This window comes from Pararhizobium arenae (assembly GCF_001931685.1).
Taxonomy (GTDB): Bacteria; Pseudomonadota; Alphaproteobacteria; order Rhizobiales; family Rhizobiaceae; genus Pararhizobium; species Pararhizobium arenae.
Genome location: NZ_MOOY01000008.1, coordinates 144,270 through 160,148, shown reverse-complemented (window position 1 = coordinate 160,148; position 15,879 = coordinate 144,270). Strand labels below are relative to the sequence as shown.

Annotated in this window: 18 protein-coding genes; 13 read left to right on the top strand and 5 right to left on the bottom strand. The window is 60.2% G+C overall.

The window, feature by feature from the left end; translation table 11 throughout:
* Positions 1–37 precede the first annotated feature (37 nt).
* Both BLX89_RS18480 and BLX89_RS18475 read right to left on the bottom strand, forming a co-directional pair.
* Positions 38–937 carry a helix-turn-helix domain-containing protein gene (locus BLX89_RS18480; RefSeq protein ID WP_075292428.1) on the bottom strand — a complete coding sequence of 300 codons (900 nt, stop codon included), beginning with the start codon at positions 935–937 and terminating at the stop codon, positions 38–40.
* Between the two features lie 344 nt (positions 938–1,281).
* Positions 1,282–1,941 carry a hydrolase gene (locus BLX89_RS18475; RefSeq protein WP_075292427.1) on the bottom strand — a complete coding sequence of 220 codons (660 nt, stop codon included), beginning with the start codon at positions 1,939–1,941 and terminating at the stop codon, positions 1,282–1,284.
* A 139-nt stretch (positions 1,942–2,080) separates the two neighbouring features.
* Here BLX89_RS18475 and BLX89_RS18470 point away from each other — a divergent pair, with 139 nt between their 5' ends.
* Complete coding sequence (locus tag BLX89_RS18470; protein ID WP_075292426.1) at positions 2,081–2,953, top strand: LysR family transcriptional regulator; 873 nt, start codon at positions 2,081–2,083, stop codon at positions 2,951–2,953.
* Positions 2,954–3,250: 297 nt separating this feature from the next.
* Positions 3,251–3,991 (top strand): SDR family NAD(P)-dependent oxidoreductase, encoded by a 741-nt coding sequence (locus BLX89_RS18465; RefSeq protein WP_075292425.1) that lies wholly within the window; start codon positions 3,251–3,253, stop codon positions 3,989–3,991.
* A 227-nt stretch (positions 3,992–4,218) separates the two neighbouring features.
* Here BLX89_RS18465 and BLX89_RS18460 read toward each other — a convergent pair whose 3' ends face one another.
* Complete coding sequence (locus BLX89_RS18460) at positions 4,219–4,992, bottom strand: SDR family NAD(P)-dependent oxidoreductase (RefSeq protein ID WP_075292424.1); 774 nt, start codon at positions 4,990–4,992, stop codon at positions 4,219–4,221.
* 88 nt (positions 4,993–5,080) lie between these two features.
* Between BLX89_RS18460 and BLX89_RS18455 the strand changes: the two genes are divergently transcribed.
* A complete protein-coding gene (locus BLX89_RS18455; protein WP_075292423.1) occupies positions 5,081–5,692 on the top strand; it encodes a TetR/AcrR family transcriptional regulator in 612 nt (203 codons plus the stop codon).
* Positions 5,693–5,761: 69 nt separating this feature from the next.
* Here the strand turns inward: BLX89_RS18455 and BLX89_RS18450 are convergent, their stop codons facing one another.
* On the bottom strand, positions 5,762–6,739 hold the full coding sequence (locus BLX89_RS18450) for an AraC family transcriptional regulator (protein ID WP_245292863.1): 978 nt from the start codon (positions 6,737–6,739) through the stop codon (positions 5,762–5,764).
* A gap of 243 nt (positions 6,740–6,982) precedes the next feature.
* On the opposite strand from BLX89_RS18450, the gene BLX89_RS18445 reads away from it, so the two are divergent.
* The 9 genes from BLX89_RS18445 to BLX89_RS18405 all read left to right on the top strand — a co-directional run bounded on the left by BLX89_RS18445 (position 6,983) and on the right by BLX89_RS18405 (position 14,932).
* Entirely contained in the window at positions 6,983–8,413 is a 1,431-nt protein-coding gene (locus BLX89_RS18445; RefSeq protein ID WP_075292422.1) for an extracellular solute-binding protein, read from the top strand.
* A gap of 141 nt (positions 8,414–8,554) precedes the next feature.
* Entirely contained in the window at positions 8,555–9,433 is an 879-nt protein-coding gene (locus BLX89_RS18440) for a carbohydrate ABC transporter permease (protein ID WP_075292421.1), read from the top strand.
* The gene (locus BLX89_RS18435; RefSeq protein WP_075292420.1) at positions 9,430–10,263 is read left to right on the top strand and encodes a carbohydrate ABC transporter permease; all 834 of its coding nucleotides are present in this window, start codon (positions 9,430–9,432) and stop codon (positions 10,261–10,263) included. Before BLX89_RS18440 ends, BLX89_RS18435 begins: the two co-directional genes overlap by 4 nt.
* A gap of 4 nt (positions 10,264–10,267) precedes the next feature.
* Positions 10,268–10,471, top strand: coding sequence for a DUF2160 family membrane protein (locus BLX89_RS18430; protein ID WP_425348619.1), 204 nt, complete (start codon positions 10,268–10,270; stop codon positions 10,469–10,471).
* A 5-nt stretch (positions 10,472–10,476) separates the two neighbouring features.
* Positions 10,477–11,517 (top strand): NAD(P)-dependent alcohol dehydrogenase, encoded by a 1,041-nt coding sequence (locus BLX89_RS18425; protein ID WP_075292418.1) that lies wholly within the window; start codon positions 10,477–10,479, stop codon positions 11,515–11,517.
* Between the two features lies 1 nt (position 11,518).
* Entirely contained in the window at positions 11,519–12,289 is a 771-nt protein-coding gene (locus BLX89_RS18420; protein ID WP_075292417.1) for an SDR family NAD(P)-dependent oxidoreductase, read from the top strand.
* Positions 12,290–12,354: 65 nt separating this feature from the next.
* A complete protein-coding gene (locus tag BLX89_RS18415; protein ID WP_075292416.1) occupies positions 12,355–13,425 on the top strand; it encodes an ABC transporter ATP-binding protein in 1,071 nt (356 codons plus the stop codon).
* Positions 13,426–13,449: 24 nt separating this feature from the next.
* On the top strand, positions 13,450–14,181 hold the full coding sequence (locus BLX89_RS18410; RefSeq protein WP_075292415.1) for an SDR family oxidoreductase: 732 nt from the start codon (positions 13,450–13,452) through the stop codon (positions 14,179–14,181).
* 22 nt (positions 14,182–14,203) lie between these two features.
* Positions 14,204–14,932: an SDR family oxidoreductase gene (locus tag BLX89_RS18405; protein ID WP_075292414.1), complete on the top strand. Its 729-nt coding sequence runs from the start codon at positions 14,204–14,206 to the stop codon at positions 14,930–14,932.
* A 152-nt stretch (positions 14,933–15,084) separates the two neighbouring features.
* On the opposite strand, the gene BLX89_RS18400 is transcribed toward BLX89_RS18405, so the two are convergent.
* Complete coding sequence (locus BLX89_RS18400) at positions 15,085–15,417, bottom strand: hypothetical protein (protein WP_075292413.1); 333 nt, start codon at positions 15,415–15,417, stop codon at positions 15,085–15,087.
* Between the two features lie 15 nt (positions 15,418–15,432).
* Between BLX89_RS18400 and BLX89_RS18395 the strand changes: the two genes are divergently transcribed.
* Positions 15,433–15,843, top strand: a complete 411-nt coding sequence (locus BLX89_RS18395; protein WP_075292412.1) for a cupin domain-containing protein — start codon at positions 15,433–15,435, stop codon at positions 15,841–15,843.
* The last annotated feature ends 36 nt before the right edge of the window (positions 15,844–15,879 follow it).

The following is a 15,879-nucleotide window of genomic DNA, read 5'->3' as shown; positions in this document are numbered from 1 at the left end:
AAAACTCGTCCCGCCCGCATTCGTCGGGCGGGACTTTTCAAGCTTGCCGGAACGACTGCAGGCGTCGCCATGCGGCGGGCGTTTCACCCACGATCTGGCGGAAGACTTTTGTGAAATGAGCCTGATCGGAAAAGCCGAGCTGTGCCGCGATACTGGCGACCGTAAGATCGCTTTCGGCGAGCAGCCCCTTTGCAAGCTCGATGCGCTTGGAAAGCAGCCATTGCAACGGCGTATGGCCTGTCGTCTGCTTGAAGACGCTTGCAAACCAGCTTTCTGACAAGCCGACGATCCCGGCCATGTCGGCGACTGACATGCGATAATCCCCGGCACCGTCGATATGCGAGAGCAGCTTGTTCATCTGCCCCTGCGTCAGCCTGCCGCCGGCACGCTCCTCGCTTTCGGCGGGAATATCGAGAAGCCCCGCGACAATGCTGCCGATCAGGCTTTCCGCGTAAACCGCATGCCGGGACGGGTTCTTTATCTCTTCCGCCAGCAACTTCGCCAGCGCATCGATTGCCGCAACATCCTGAAGTTCCACAGGCCGGCGCAACGCCGCCTGAGCCGCCGACGTGCCAACAGAGGGAGCGAGATATCGCAGGACCCGATCCCGGTGCAGATGCAGATTGAGGTGGCTGAAACTGTGCTTACGCCGGCTGCCGGTCCAGAGCGGCATGCCAGCCGGAATGTAGACGGCGCGGGCCATCGGCCGCGAACTGCGCGCCAGATCACCATCCTCGTTCGAAATCTGGACATTCGAGGAAACGTCGTTGAAGAAAAACATGATGCGGGGATCGTCGGCCAGATAGTAGCCACTGGCACCCGCCTGGCTTTCCGCTTCCCAGAGAACACTCACCAGTCCGTCATATTGACGCCATTGCACTGGAGACGTGACGCGAATGCCTTCGGTTTTCCAGGACATGGAATGCCAAAAGCTCATCTAACCATCACTTTTCAATTTACCCGTTGCCATGGCCTCGGCATCCCGCGTCCACCACCGGCCAGAGTTTGGAACCGACCTAAGTTGACCTCTATTCTCATATATTAAAGAACGGAGCAAGCCGGTACGCAGATCGAGGCGCGGGCGTTGCGGCATCTGCGGGCTTTTGCAACAGGCGTTCCTCAGTCCGCAGCAGACGCAAACTCATAAACACTAAGCTTCACCTCGCTGCAGTGTGAACTTGTAGCGACGCGGGAAAAAATGGACGCACAGCCAGGTGCGGACCGTTGGCATTACAGGTGGCGAGCAGGAGGCAGCGTCCCCTACCCGCCGTTTTGTGCCGTTCAGAGTCCCGCCGTAGCCTTGGGTACTGGCGTGTTGAGCAACTGCTGCTCCCAAAGATAGGCAATCCCGCTACCGCCAACATGCTGAACGATGACGTCAGTGATTTTTGCCGCCTGTTCGGCCCGAGCCCAATCTCGCTGCCATTCGGCGGCGAGCGCCAGCCAGGTCATCATGTTGATACCGGCCGCGATCATGCGTTGGATGGCGACCTGATGCGCCTCGACCGAGACAGCACCGGAGGCGTCGGTAATCACTGTGACATCCCAGCCTTCCCCTGCGGCTTGAATAGCCGGCATCGCGACGCATACCTCTGTCCAGAGACCGGCGATGATCAGTTGCTTGCGGCCGGTCGCCTTCACGGCATCGACCACCTTCTGATCCTGCCAGGTGTTGATGAACGTCCGGTCGATGATTTCCTGTCCTGGAAATACATCCGCGATTTGAGGAAAGAGGTTGCCGCCCCGCTCTGCAATCACGGTGGTCAGGATCGTCGGAACGTCGAACGCTTTTGCCGCTTTCGCCAGACCCACCGTGTTATTGACCACCATTGTAGGCTCGTGGCTGTTTACGTTGGCGAGTTGATAGGGCTGGTGGTCGATGAGGACGAGCACCGAATCTTCGGGGCGGAGAAGTGAATCGAGGCCGTTGCGGAAGGTCATGGATTCTCCTGACTTGCTGGTTCTTCACGGTAAAAATGGACGCTCGCCGAGAGGCGGTCCGCAAGAACACTGTCATTCTCACACACGGCACGGTAGTCCTGATAAAAGGTGAACGGTGTTGCAGAAAGAGGAACGGCGGGTGGAAATCGAGGATCTCAGGACATTCGTCGAGGTTGCCGATGCAGGCGGCATCACCTCCGCCGCGCAACGGCTCGGCATCTCCAAATCCATGGTCAGCAGACGCATCGCGCGGCTCGAGGCGGATCTTGGTGTGCAGCTCGTCGCGAGGACGACGCGGGGCATCGCGATAACAGAAGAAGGCGCCACCTTCCGGGACTACGCGGCGAGAATATCGGCCGAGATGGATTCAGCACGCGAAACGATCTCCCCGGCCGGAGATCTTCGCGGTCGCCTGCGCGTTGCGGCCCCCCTTTCGTTCGGTCCGACCCACTTCGCGCCTGTCCTGTCGCAGCTGGCGCGCCAGCATCCCCAGCTGCACGTTTATTCCTGCTATACGGACCGCTTCGTCGATCTCATCACGGAAGGCTTCGATTGCGCCATCCGGGTCGGCTATCTGCCAGATTCCAACCTCCTCGCCCGGCGTGTCGGACCTCTGTATGGAAAATTTGTTGCCAGCCCGGATTATATCGCGGCGAACGGTTCACCCGAGACACCGGACGACCTTCTCACCCATCAGGCTCTCATGCAGGGCACCGAAATATGGCAGGTCACCGATGGCGACCGGGTTCTGAACATTCGACCGCAAGGACGCTTCAAGGCAGACAACGGCGTCGCGTTGCTGGCGGCTGCGTTGGAAGGCCTTGGCATAGCAAGACTTCCGAATGGCCTGACGGATCAACATGTCGCGTCCGGCGCGCTCGTCGAGGTGATGCCACGCCATGCACCACCGGCGGCCGGCATATTCGTCGTCAGACCTCCCGGACAACACCCTGCGAAGAAGGTGCGTGTGCTGACAGAGATGCTGATCGAATGTTTCGATTCCGGCTCTTGAGCCCTCTTCAGCTCGCTGGCGCAATCCGTCGCGATAGAACCTAACCGTCGATAACGCGGGATGGGCTGCATACGATCAGGCCCCGCGGTGATGACCTTCCCCGTTGCTGTTTTAGAGAACGCATCCCCTCGTCCAGCGATATGACTGGCCATTGTTCCCCTTCCTGTAACACCCTGTCGCGATCGCCGTCGCTACGGATATCCGGGTGGAAGCACAAGATAATGCGAACAGGTTTTCGAGGCGTGTGCGCCTTCTCTGGCCTGTGGGACTTATCTAAAAATGAGTGGAAGGATCAACATGATAAATCTTAGCGGAAAGCGCGCCTTGGTGACCGGTGGCTCGCGCGGTATCGGTGCCGCTATCGCCGAGGCGCTTGCTGAAAACGGAGCCGACGTCGCGTTCACCTATCAGCGTTCGAGTGAAAAAGCTCAAAAAGTTGCGGAAAACATTACCACCCGCGGCAGGCGTGCAGTCGCCCTTCAGGCTGACAGCGCAAACCCGCAGGCGATAGCTCGAGCAGTGGAAGAAGCGGTCTCCGCACTTGGCGGGCTCGACATTCTCGTAAACAGCGCGGCGATCGGCCACGCCGGACCCATCGCGGACCTCAATTTGGAAGACTACCAGACACTGATGGATGTCAATGTCCGAGCGCCGGTGCTGTTTGCTAAAGCTGCGATTCCGCATTTGCGGGAAGGCGCCCGCATCATCACGATCGGCTCGGCCCTCGGCGAGCGCGTGCCGTTTCCCGGTCTAACCCCCTATGCGATGTCCAAGGCGGCGCTCACCGCCTTCACCCGAGGCCTTTCGCGCGAACTGGGACCGAGCGGCATAACCGTCAATCTCGTGCAACCCGGTGCGACGGACACGGATGCCAACCCCGCCGATGGCGCAGCCGCCGATTTCCAGCGCAATCTGACGTCGCTTGGACGCTACGGCGAGCCACGGGAAATCGCAAACGCCGTGGTTTTTCTTGCAAGCCCGGCCGCCAGTGTGATCACCGGCGCAACACTGACTGCGGACGGAGGGGCGATTGCGTGAGCGAGCGTTGAGCTGAGGCGGGTGCGCCGCGACTTCGGAAACGAAGCCGGTTTGAAATGCGATCAGTCATTCGGCCCTGTAGCAGGCCATCTCTTTCGAAATGCACCAGAACCGCGCTCGGGGAGCGCGGTTCTTTTCGGTAAGTGAGCCCCTAGTATCTGCGTTGTACATTGGAGGCCAACCCTAACCGGCTGGGTCCACCCGCAAGCATCAGGGTGTGAGCCAGATCATATCCGGGCACCGCCGGTCGCATCGATTATCTGGCCTGTCGTCCAGCGCGCATCGTTCGACGCAAGGAAAGCGATAACGTCGGCGACGTCCGCCGCCGTTCCGACGCGCGAGAAGACCGAAAGCGCTTCGGCGCCGGCGCGAACATCCGGCGATGCCAACCACGCGGCATTCATATCCGTCTCGGTCACGCCCGGCATCACCGCGTTGACGGTGATCCCTCGCGTTGCAAACTCCGGTGCGAGCGCCAGCGTCAGTGTCTCCAGTGCTCCCTTGGAGGCTGCGTAGGCCGGATGTGTCGGAGCCGCGATACGCGTAAAGCCGGTCGAGATGTTGATGATGCGGCCATTGTTGCGCAGATGGTCCGCAACCGCCTGGATCAGGAAGAACGGTGCCTTGTAGTTGATCGTCATCACTTCATCGAACGCGGCTTCGCTGGTGTCCTTCAAGGGCAGCGCGGGTGCGATACCAGCGTTGTTCACCAGAATATCGAGGGCGGCAGCCCCTGTATGGCTCTGCGCGGCTTCGCTGAATTGCGCCCAGAGGCTATCGGCGGCGTCTTTGCCTTGCCGAAGATCGGCCCTCACGGCGACAGCCTTGACGCCGAGCGCTTCGACGTCGCGAACTGTGGCCTCTGCCGCCTCCGGATTGGCAGTGTAGTGCACGCCAATCAACGCGGCTCCCTCCTTTGCAAAGGCAAGGGCTGTGGCCCGGCCTATGCCGCGCGAACTGCCGGTGATGAGGGCTGTCTTGTCTGCCAGTCTTCGGGACATGGATCACTCCGTTGCTAAAATAAATAGTGATCACTATATTAAGAGGCAAACGAGCGATGTCAACATTTTTATAGGGATCACTATTAAAATGGATAAACCTGTCCGAAAACGCGGCAGACCGCGCCTGCTCGATCGAGAGGTCGGGCTGGAGATCGCAGCCCGTCTGTTCTGGGAACACGGCTACGAAGGCACCTCGACGGCTGACCTCACAAAGGCGATGGGGATCAATCCGCCGACCCTCTATTCGACCTTCGGATCAAAGGAAGAGCTTTATCGTCAGGCGCTCGACTTCAGCATCGCTCGCGAGAGCGGGCGCCGGGCGCAAATCCTGCAGTCCGATCTTCCTGCTTGCGAAGCCTTGCGCCTTTACCTCTACGATATTGCCGATAGTCAAACACAGCCGGACAAGCCGCGCGGATGCATGATCTCGACGGCTGTTCTTCAACATGCGGAGGAGAATGCCTCGGTTGCGCGCATGACGGCGGCCTTGCGCGAGACTTCGACGCAAACTCTGAAGGCCCGCTTCGATCGCGCCGTCGAGCAAGGCGAATTGCCGCCGCAAACGGATACCGACACACTCGCCCGCTTCTATGCCGCGCTCATCCAGGGCATGTCCGCGCAAGCCTGCGACGGTGCCTGCAACGCTCTGCTGAGGCGGCTGATCGACACCGCGCTCATGGCTTGGCCGGGGCGGCGTTAAACCACGATGGGTTTCGTCCTCGTCTTACCGAGCAGTGCGTTCGCGCCTGCCATCTGGTAACACGAAAACTTATGTGTAAGCGCCCGCCGGCGCGTTTCCATCACTCTGGATACCAAGACCGTTAACTCCCGCCGGGAGGTCCGTCGCTGTCTGAGGCAGCGGAACGGTTCTGCGGTTGGTGGACAGTTTCCGGTATTTCGACGGTGTTAAGTTATGGTGGCGGAGAAACACCCGGTTGAAATTCGACAGATTGCGATAGCCCACCTCGAAACAGATGTCCGTGATCGGCATCGCGGTATCGGTCAAGAGCTGACCTGCCTTCCAGATACGAAGCTTGTTGACGTGATCGGTGAAGCTATGACCGCTGTTTTTCTTGAAAAATCGCGAGAAGGCGCTGTCGCTCATGCCAACCATGCGCGCCATGTCCGGCAGCCGGATGTCCTCCGACAGATTGGCAAAGAGATACGCGAAGACCTGCTGCAGGGCTTCGAGCGAGCCATAGCTCAGGTCCGGCACATATGCTTCCGAAGACAGCGTGTCGAACTCGTCCGTATCGCGCAGCAGCGAGAGCAGTGACAGGAAGGTCGAAAGCCGCCGCGAGCCGGTCTGGAACTCCATGTCGAGGATCAGCGCCTCCGCCTGTTCCCGTGCCCGGCCCTTGAAGGAAAGACCCCGCTTCGCGCGGGTGAGAAAATCATGAAGACCCGCCAGTTCGGGCAGGAAAGCCGAAGCCTGCTCCAGCTTCGACGGCAGAAACTGGATGACGATGTCGCGTCCCGGGATGCGCTCGTCCGGTCCGAGCGGCGTCACCCAGTCGTGCGGCAGGTTGCTGCCGATGACGGAGATGTGGCCGGGCGTAAACGCGCCCACATGATCGCCCGCCAGCAACACGCCGCTGGCATTGGGGATATAGTGGATCTCCACCTCGGGATGGAAATTCCAGACATTGCGCTCCCAAGGGTAGTCGTCGCGGCGCCACAGGAAGGACTCGTCGGCGCCCGTCAGAACATATTCAAATCTCGCGACCGTCGGCGACAGAACTGACATTGCAAACATCCTCCCGTGTTTCCCGGCATGCTCGTTGCTTAGCCAATCAATATTAGATTGTGCAATGCACACAAGATTTCATGGATATTTTCGGCATTTCGCGCATGAGAGTATCAGTATCGCGCAACGACCGCGCTTGTGTCCACCCCTTCTTTCCTCAACTATTGAGGTCCGTTGAGCGTGTCGGAGGAGAGTTTAGCACGCACAACCGGACCGATTTTGCGATCCAAATGGAGGAGAACAATGAACAGTTTTGTCAAAGCCGTAGGCGTCGGCTTCATCTCGCTTGGCCTTTGGAGCTCGACCGCTCTTGCTCAGGATTCCTGGTGGAAGACTGCCGCCCAGCCCTATCAGGGCGCGACCATCCGGGGCATCTCGGAATCGACCCCCGCATCGAAATATGTCGAGCAGGTGCTCGGTCCGAAATTCACCGAAGAGACCGGCATCAAGGTCGAATTCGAAGCCACATCCTGGGACCAGATGTACGACAAGGCGATCAAGGACATGGAAGCCAATACCGGCATCTATGACTTCGTCTATATCGAACAGGACATCGTCTATACCTATCTGGCCCGCAACTTCTTGGTCGATATCACCAAGTCGCTCGCTGACAACACGAAGATCGCTTCGCCGGACTTCAAGCCGGAGAACTTCACCACCTTCCTGAACTATTTCAAGGATCCGAAGTCGGGCAATGTCATGGGCGTTCCCATGGAAGCCTTCATCAAGCCCTACCTCTACCGCAAGGACCTTTTCGACGATCCGGCGATCCAGAAAGCCTACAAGGATTCAACCGGCGCGGATCTGAAGCCCGCGACGACGCATGAAGAGTACACCCAGATCGCCAAGTTCTTCACCGAATACGGTGCGGACAAGGAGCTCTGGGGAACGACCGTACAGGCCTCGTCGAGCCACCCTGCCGCCTTCTACGAATTCTTCGAGTCGGTCGCGCCGACCTTCGGCGTATACAACTGGGGCATCGATGGCACGACCTTCGCGGCCACCGAAGCGAATGGCGGCCAGATGAACTCCGCCGCCGCCAAGAAGGCGCTCAACTACTGGGTCGGCCTGCTGCAATACGCGCCGCCGGAATCGACGTCCTCCACCTGGGACGAGGTTGCAGGCACATTTGCCGCCGGCCGCGCAGCCCAAGGCCTGGTCTACGGCGAAAACGCTGCCTGGATCGCGGCCGACGAAAGCAAATCGACCGTCGTCGGCAAGGTCGGCGTCGCATTGCCTCCGGTCGAGGCGGGTGTGATGGAAGCGGCCGAAGCCGGCAAGGGGTATATCGGCTACTACGACGGCGGCGCCTTTGGCATCCCGCATTCGTCCAAGAACAAGGACGCTTCGCTGCTCTTTCTACAGTATATCGGGCAGGCTTCTGTGCAGACCGACTGGGCACTGGCCGGCTCCCGTATCGTCATGAACTCGACCTACGATGATCCCAAGATCGTCGAACAGGACAAGAAGATGAACGGGTACTACACGCTGATGCGTGAGGATGGAAAGCTGTTTGCCGGTGCGCCGCCGTACCCGTTCCATTCGCAGGTTCTGCAGGTCGTCGCGCCGTTCATCTACAAGGCCATCATCGGTGAAATCAAGCCGGACGATGCACTTGACCAGGCCGCCACAGCGGCCGAAGCGGAGCTCGTGAAGCTCGGTTATCGCAAGTAAAAAACCGTACCTCCCGGCGGTTGGCGGTCGCCTTTCAGACAAGGTGGCCGCCCCGTTTCCTGACTGCGTTTTGCAGGGTCTTTCCCGCGACGCTCATTGCCGGGCGAACAACACTTCAAGCATGATCTGACGGAGCGAAGGATGAGACAATCCAACATCGGATGGCTGTTTCTGGCACCAGCCACGCTAATCCTGTTCGTCGTAGGGTTCCTTCCCTTCATCTACATTCTCTATGTCGGGTTCTTCGACTGGAACACCAACGCGGTCGATCCCACCCTGCGCTGGGCGGGTCTGCAGAATTATCGCAGCCTGGTTTTCGATACGACGTTCCTGAACTCGCTGGCGCGCACGCTGGTCTTCGCCTTCTTCGTCGTCATAAGCGAGCTTTTGCTTGGCTACATCCTCGCCCGCGCGCTGATGGCAGACCGCCTTTGGGGTCGGCAGTTCTTCCGCACGATCCACACCTTGCCGATCGTTGTCGCGCCCATCGCAGTCGGCGCCACCTGGCGGCTGCTCTGCGTTCCGGGCTTCGGCATCGTGCCCTATTACCTGAAACTCTGGTTCGGCATCGACTACAACATCTCGACCAATGCCTATCATGCCTTCGGCACGGCGATCATCATGGACCTGTGGCACTGGACACCGTTCGTCACGCTGTCCCTCATGGCGGGGCTGACCGCCCTGCCGAAAGAACCGCTCGAGCAGGCGCAGATCGATGGCGGCAACAAGCTGCAGATCTTCTGGTACGTGATCGTGCCGATGTTGAAGCCGGTCCTGCTGACGACCGTCTTCATCCGGCTGATGGACGCGCTGCGCTCGGTCGATGAAATCTGGATGCTGACCAAGGGCGGTCCGGCCGAAGCGACCCGGTTCATCGGCCTTCATATCTGGATCAACGTCTTTCCGAAGACGGACTACGGCTACGGCGCGGCCATGTCCCTTCTCACGCTTTACGTCACCATCGTTTTGAGCTGGCTGCTGTTCGTCGCCATGACCGGCCGCAAGGGAGGCGCACAATGAGACGCTCCGGCATAACCTCGTTTATCCTGTGGGTCTGCCTGACCATTCTGACGCTGCTCCCGGTCTGGTGGATGCTGGTCGTTTCGATGCGCCCTCGGGTGAAGCTTTATTCGAAGTCGGTCCTTATCGACGATCTCTACTGGGACAATTTCCTGGCGGTGCTGAACAGCTCGACCTTCCTGCAGTATCTCTGGAATTCGATGGTCGTGGCGACATCGAATGCGGCGCTGGTCTGCGCGCTCGGCCTGCTCGCGGCATTCGGGCTCTCTCGCTTCAAGATCAGCGGCGGCGACAACGTGTTCTTCTGGCTGATCACAAACCGCATGGCGCCGCCGGCCGTGTTTCTGCTGCCGCTCTTTCTGTTGTTCACCAAGTGGTTCGTCTTCGGCGATTTCATGCTGTTCGACACGAAGATCGGCCTGATCCTGCTCTATTGCGTCTTCAACCTGCCCTTCGCCATCTGGCTCCTGAAGGGCATGCTGGACGGGATTCCGCTGGAGCTGGACGAAGCAGCAAGGGTCGATGGGGCCACAACCGGTCAGGTGCTGTCCCACGTCATCCTGCCGCTGGCGCGGCCGGGATTGGCCGTCACCTTCATCCTGACCTGGATTTTCGCCTGGAACGAGTACCTGTTCGCAGCGACCCTTACGTCTTCGGCCGGCGCCAGGACTGTGACGACAGCGCTCGCCGAGTATGTCTCGGTCACCGGGACGAACTGGGGCGAGATGGCGGCGATGGCGTTTCTCACTACGCTTCCGGCCCTGGTCGTGCTCGGCTTCGTGCAGAAGCACATCGTGACAGGTCTGACCTTCGGTGCATTGAAAGGGTAAGATGATGGCTGGCATTCAACCCAATAAAGCCGACCGCGACGGGTTTCTGCCGATCCGGACCAACGGCTTCGACAGGGGCTTCATCTCGGTCGTGATCCTGATCCTGGTGCATCTTCTCTGGATGCGCTTCCTGGAGGGCCTGTTGCCCCTATGGGTGGCGACGGTGCTCTGCCTGGCGCTGGCCGTATTCATTATCCGAAAGGGCTAAAAGACATGAGATCGCTCGTTCTCGAACGAAAAGACGAACTGCGCATTCGCGACCTGGACCCGAAAGAGGTGCTCGGTCCCGCCGACGTTCGCATCGCCATCAAGACCGTCGGCGTCTGCGGCTCGGATGTTCACTATTATACGCATGGCGCCATCGGCCCCTTCGTTGTGCGCGAGCCCATGATCCTCGGCCATGAAGCCGCCGGCATCATCGAAGAGGTCGGCAGCGCGGTCGAGAACCTGAAAGTGGGTGACCGCGTTTGCATGGAGCCCGGTATTCCCGACCCTCAGAGCCGCGCGTCGCGGCTCGGTCTCTACAATCTCGATCCCGCCGTGCGCTTCTGGGCAACGCCTCCGGTGCATGGCGTGCTGAGGCCGAGCGTGATCCACCCGGCGGCCTTCACGTTCAAGCTTCCGGACAATGTTTCTTACGCCGCCGGCGCCATGGTCGAGCCGCTGGCCGTCGGCTTTCAGGCCGTTTCCAAGGCGAAACTGACGCCCGGCGCGGTCGCGCTGGTCACGGGCGCTGGGCCGATCGGCATGGTGACGGCGATCGCGGCGCTGTCGGCGGGCTGCGCCAAGGTGATCGTGACCGACGTAGTCGATGAAAAGCTTGCCGTGGCGCGCAAGCTCGGGCCGGCCATCATGACCGCCAACGTCCGCTCGCAGGACCTGAAGAGTGTCATTGCCCGCGAAACAGACGGCTGGGGCGTCGATGTCGTGTTCGAATGTTCGGGCGCGGCCGGAGTGATCGCAGACACGGTGCATCACGGCTGCCCCGGCGGCGCCATCGTCTTTGTCGGCATGCCGCTGCAGCCGGTGCCGCTCGATATCGTCATCGCCCAGACCAAGGAACTGCGCATCGAGCACGTCTTCCGCTACGCCCATGTCTATCCGCGCATCGTCGCGCTGTTGGGATCGAACCAGATCAACGTCGACGCGCTGATCACCGATACCTACGCTTTCGAGGATTCTGTCGAGGCGTTCGATTACGCCGTGCGGCCGAAGCCGTCTTCGGTGAAGATCCAGATCGAGCTTGGTAAGTAGCATGTATCTGCAGAAGCTGGATCTGAGCGGAAGGGTCGCGGTCGTCACCGGTGCAGGACGTAACATCGGTTATGCCTGCGCGGATGCGCTGTCTGAAGCCGGCGCGCATCTCGTGCTGACCGATCTCGATGAAGAACTCGGCCAGTCGGCCGTCTCGAAACTCGCCGCGATGGGCCGAAAGGCCGAATTTGTACGCCTCGACGTGACCGATTCCGGCGAAACCGACCGTGTCGCGGCGGCGATCGCTTCAAAGCACGGTCGCGTCGATATTCTTGTCGCCAATGCCGGCGTCGCTGCCCACAGCCCGGCGGAGGCAATGTCCGATGCGGATTGGCTCAAGGTCGCAAACGTGAACCTCAACGGCGTGTTCTGGAGCAATCGCGCCTTCGGAAACCTGATGCTGAAGGCGGGCAAGGGCTCGATCGTCAATATCGGCTCTATGTCCGGCATCATCGCCAACCGCCCGCAGCCGCAAGCCGGTTACAACGCCTCGAAGGGGGCCGTTCATATGCTGACAAAGTCGCTTGCGGCCGAATGGGCCGAGCGGGGCGTCCGCGTCAACGCGGTCGCGCCGACCTATATCGCGACCGACATGACGAAGGCCGCGATCGAAAAGACCGGTTGGGACAAACAGTGGATGGACATGACGCCGATGAAGCGCATGGGCGACGTCGAGGAAATTGCGTCCGTCGTCCTGTTCCTGGCATCCGATGCCGCCAGCCTGATGACCGGCAGCATTGTGGTTGCGGATGCAGGATACACCTCATGGTGAAACTGCCCCCGCACCCGTCCCGAATGATCCGCGGCCTTGCCGCCACACTGACTGAGGATTGAGATATGGCGACGATCGAGCTCGACCAGGTTGACAAGCATTACGGCTCCTATCACGCACTGCGCAACATCTCGTTCGATATAGCCGACGGTGAGTTCGTCGTCCTGGTCGGACCCTCCGGTTGCGGTAAATCCACGCTGCTGCGATCGCTTGCCGGCCTTGAGGAGATCACCGGCGGCACGATCAAGCTTGGCGGACAGCGTGTCGACCACATCCCCGCCAAGGACCGTGACGTGGCGATGGTCTTCCAGAACTACGCGCTCTATCCGCATATGACCGTCCGCGAGAACATGGCATTCGCACTGAAGTTGCGTGGCGAAACTCTTACCGATCGGAATATCAAGGTCGACAAGGCTGCCGAGATGTTGCGGCTTACGCCCTATCTCGACCGCTATCCGAAGGCGCTCTCCGGCGGCCAGCGGCAGCGTGTCGCCATGGGACGCGCGATGGTTCGCAACCCAAAGGCGTTCTTTTTCGACGAGCCCTTGTCAAACCTCGACGCCGCATTGCGCGTGGATATGCGCTCGGAGATCAAGGCTCTTCACCAGCGCCTCGGCGCGACATCCGTCTACGTCACCCATGACCAGATCGAAGCCATGACCATGGCCGACCGCATCGTCGTGCTTCGCGACGGCAAGGTGGAGCAGATCGGCGCGCCGCTGGAGCTTTACGACAGGCCGGCCAATACCTTCGTCGCCGGCTTCATCGGATCGCCGGCAATGAACATGCTGCCGGCCACGATCGATCTCTCTTTGAACGCGGCTCGGCTCGCCGATGGATCGGCCCTTCCCCTTCCCCAAGGCATCAAGGCAAGCAACGGCCAGGAGGTGATCTACGGCGTTCGTCCCGACCAGTGGACGCTGTCGCATGGCGAGACGGGCGTGCCGGTGACTGTCGAATTGATCGAGCCGACGGGGGCGGAAATTCTCCTGGCAGCCCGATTGGTGGGCCAGCGTGTGTTGTGTGCCTTCCGCGAGCGCCTCGCACTGAAGCCGGGCGACGGGATTAGACTTAATGTCGATCCGGCCGCGGCTCACGTGTTCGACAGGCAGACCGACCAAAGACTGGCGTTCTGAGCAACAGGCAGCGGGAGATCGAGCGTGTCGGACTTTACGGGAAAAACAGTCATCATCACCGGTGCTGGCAAGGGCATCGGTCGCGCCTGCGTTGAACTGCTCACGCAGCGGGGGGCGCGGGTCGTCGCCCTTTCGCGCTCGCAGGCCGATCTGGATGAACTGGCCGCGAAGTTCGGCGCAACCGTGCTATCGGTCGATCTCGCGGACAATGCCGCGGCACGCGCCGCCATGAAGACGGCGGGATTGGCAGACGCGCTCATCAATTGCGCGGGAACCAACGTGCTCGAAAGCGTGCTCGATATGACCGAGGACGGTTATGAGCAGGTGCTTGGCATCAACCTGCGGGCCGCGCTGATTTGCGCGCAGGAGTTTGCGCGGGCTCGCATTTCAAATGGCGGCGGCGGCGGTACGATCGTGAATGTCACCTCGATCGCCGGACATCGCGGTTTCGTGGATCATGTGGCTTACGCCGCCTCAAAGGCGGGACTGGAAGGCGCGACGCGCGTCATGGCCAAGGAGCTTGGCGCCTACGGAATCCGCGTCAACGCGGTGGCGCCGACCGTGACCATGACGGAACTTGCCGCCAAGGCGTGGTCCGAACCTTCAAAACGTGACCCGATGATCGTACGCCATCCGATGGCGCGTTTTGCGGAGGTCGACGACGTCGCACGCGCGATAGCACTGCTGATTTCGGAGGACGCTGCCATGGTCAGTGGCGCAGTCCTGCCCGTCGACGGCGGCTTCCTTGCAGTCTGAAAACAAAGAGCGAGACAAGACGATGACAAAACCACTTGAAGGAAAGATCGCTGCGGTGACCGGGGCAGCGTCCGGTATCGGGCTGGCCACGACCCGTGCCCTGATCGATGCCGGCGCCAAGGTTGTGATGGTCGATTACAACAAACAGGCGCTCGAAACCTACGCCGCCGAGTTCGGCGACGCCGTCGTGATACAGGTTACCGATCTTCTGGACGCCGCGAGCTGTGCGGCCATGGTCCCGGAAATCCTGGCGAAGGTCGATCACCTCGACATCCTGCACTGCAATGCCGGCTCCTACATTGGAGGGGACCTGATCGATACCGATACCGCGACAATGGACCGGATGCTCAACCTCAACATAAATGCCGTCATGAAAAACGTGCGCGACGTCGCTCCGCACATGATCGAGCGCGGGACCGGGGACATCCTGGTTACGTGCTCTGTGGCCGGCCATGCGCCGATCCAGTGGGAGCCGGTCTATTCCAGCTCCAAATGGGCGATTACCAGTTTCGTCCAGATCATGCGCCGGCAGCTCAAGAGCCACGGCATCAGGGTCAGCCAGGTCTCCCCCGGCCCGGTGGTTTCCGCCCTGCTCGCAGACTGGCCCGCGGAAAACCTTGAGAAGGCAAAAGCCAATGGCAGCCTGATCGAGCCTTCAGAGGTCTCAGACGCCATCATCTTCATGCTGACCCGACCGCGAAACGTCACGATCCGGGACATGATTGTCCTGCCGACAAATTTCGACGTGTAGGTCGGGAGCGCGCAATATTTGCCCCGGCATACCGCTGGACGAATAAAATTCATCCACGCATGCCGCGCAAACGTGTGCAGCGTTTTGCGAAAAGACATGCGTGAAAACAAAGTCCTAAAGCGTGCGAGCGAACCTGAAAGGGCGCGACACGCTTAGAGGCGCTCGCCGCTTTTCCAGTAGTTGTCGATGATGTGCTGGCCGTTGTTCACGATCCGCTGACCGAGTTCGGGATCGCCTCCATGCAGCGTATCGGGGTCGCCGCCGCACAGGCGCACGAAGGTCACCTGCTGCACCGTGAACATAAAATACTCCCTGCTGGTCGGTTCGAATTCCAGCCCAGCCTCCTTAAATCCCTCAGCAACTTCGATGGCTGCGTCGTCGATCGCCCTGAAGACCTTATCGAGCATGGCGCGTTCAGCTGTCTCGCGGATTTCAAGGTACTTGCGCTGCTCAGGCGTCGGAACGGAGCAGGTTTTCTCGGTCATCTCTTCTCCTTCGGTTTGGGTTGGCAGACCAGGGTTTCGCGCTATGTCGGCTGGAAAGCAGGGAGACAGCGAATGAAGGTCCAAAAATTCAGTTTATCTGACGCAAAGCTCGTCAAATCGCCCGGACAGGATGCAGATGTCTATGTCGGAAACTTGGTTGACGAGACAACCGGCGGCCCAGTCACGATCGGCTACGGCCGCTATGCCCCCGGACAAGCGCTCACAGAAACGATGGCCGTGGATGACACGATGATCGTGCTTGAGGGACGTTTGTCCGTAGCTACAAGCGACGGCACTGTCACCGCAGGGCCGGGAGACATCGTCTATATGCCCAAAGGTCAATCCGTAACGATTTCCACCGACGAAGAGGGTGCGACGACGGCTTACGTGACGTATCCGCATTGGGCCGAGGCTCGCGAGAGCTGAACCAGGAAGGTCATCATCTTGCTCTCGCTGCAGCCC

Coding starts and splice junctions, on each gene's coding strand:
- BLX89_RS18420 (WP_075292417.1), top strand. CDS start 11,519: ATGTATCTGCAGAAGCTGGATCTGAGCGGAAGGGTCGCGGTCGTCACC.
- BLX89_RS18460 (WP_075292424.1), bottom strand. CDS start 4,992: ATGTCCCGAAGACTGGCAGACAAGACAGCCCTCATCACCGGCAGTTCG.
- BLX89_RS18400 (WP_075292413.1), bottom strand. CDS start 15,417: ATGACCGAGAAAACCTGCTCCGTTCCGACGCCTGAGCAGCGCAAGTAC.
- BLX89_RS18435 (WP_075292420.1), top strand. CDS start 9,430: ATGAGACGCTCCGGCATAACCTCGTTTATCCTGTGGGTCTGCCTGACC.
- BLX89_RS18405 (WP_075292414.1), top strand. CDS start 14,204: ATGACAAAACCACTTGAAGGAAAGATCGCTGCGGTGACCGGGGCAGCG.
- BLX89_RS18415 (WP_075292416.1), top strand. CDS start 12,355: ATGGCGACGATCGAGCTCGACCAGGTTGACAAGCATTACGGCTCCTAT.
- BLX89_RS18425 (WP_075292418.1), top strand. CDS start 10,477: ATGAGATCGCTCGTTCTCGAACGAAAAGACGAACTGCGCATTCGCGAC.
- BLX89_RS18430 (WP_425348619.1), top strand. CDS start 10,268: ATGGCTGGCATTCAACCCAATAAAGCCGACCGCGACGGGTTTCTGCCG.
- BLX89_RS18450 (WP_245292863.1), bottom strand. CDS start 6,739: ATGTCAGTTCTGTCGCCGACGGTCGCGAGATTTGAATATGTTCTGACG.
- BLX89_RS18445 (WP_075292422.1), top strand. CDS start 6,983: ATGAACAGTTTTGTCAAAGCCGTAGGCGTCGGCTTCATCTCGCTTGGC.
- BLX89_RS18440 (WP_075292421.1), top strand. CDS start 8,555: ATGAGACAATCCAACATCGGATGGCTGTTTCTGGCACCAGCCACGCTA.
- BLX89_RS18455 (WP_075292423.1), top strand. CDS start 5,081: ATGGATAAACCTGTCCGAAAACGCGGCAGACCGCGCCTGCTCGATCGA.
- BLX89_RS18480 (WP_075292428.1), bottom strand. CDS start 937: ATGAGCTTTTGGCATTCCATGTCCTGGAAAACCGAAGGCATTCGCGTC.
- BLX89_RS18475 (WP_075292427.1), bottom strand. CDS start 1,941: ATGACCTTCCGCAACGGCCTCGATTCACTTCTCCGCCCCGAAGATTCG.
- BLX89_RS18465 (WP_075292425.1), top strand. CDS start 3,251: ATGATAAATCTTAGCGGAAAGCGCGCCTTGGTGACCGGTGGCTCGCGC.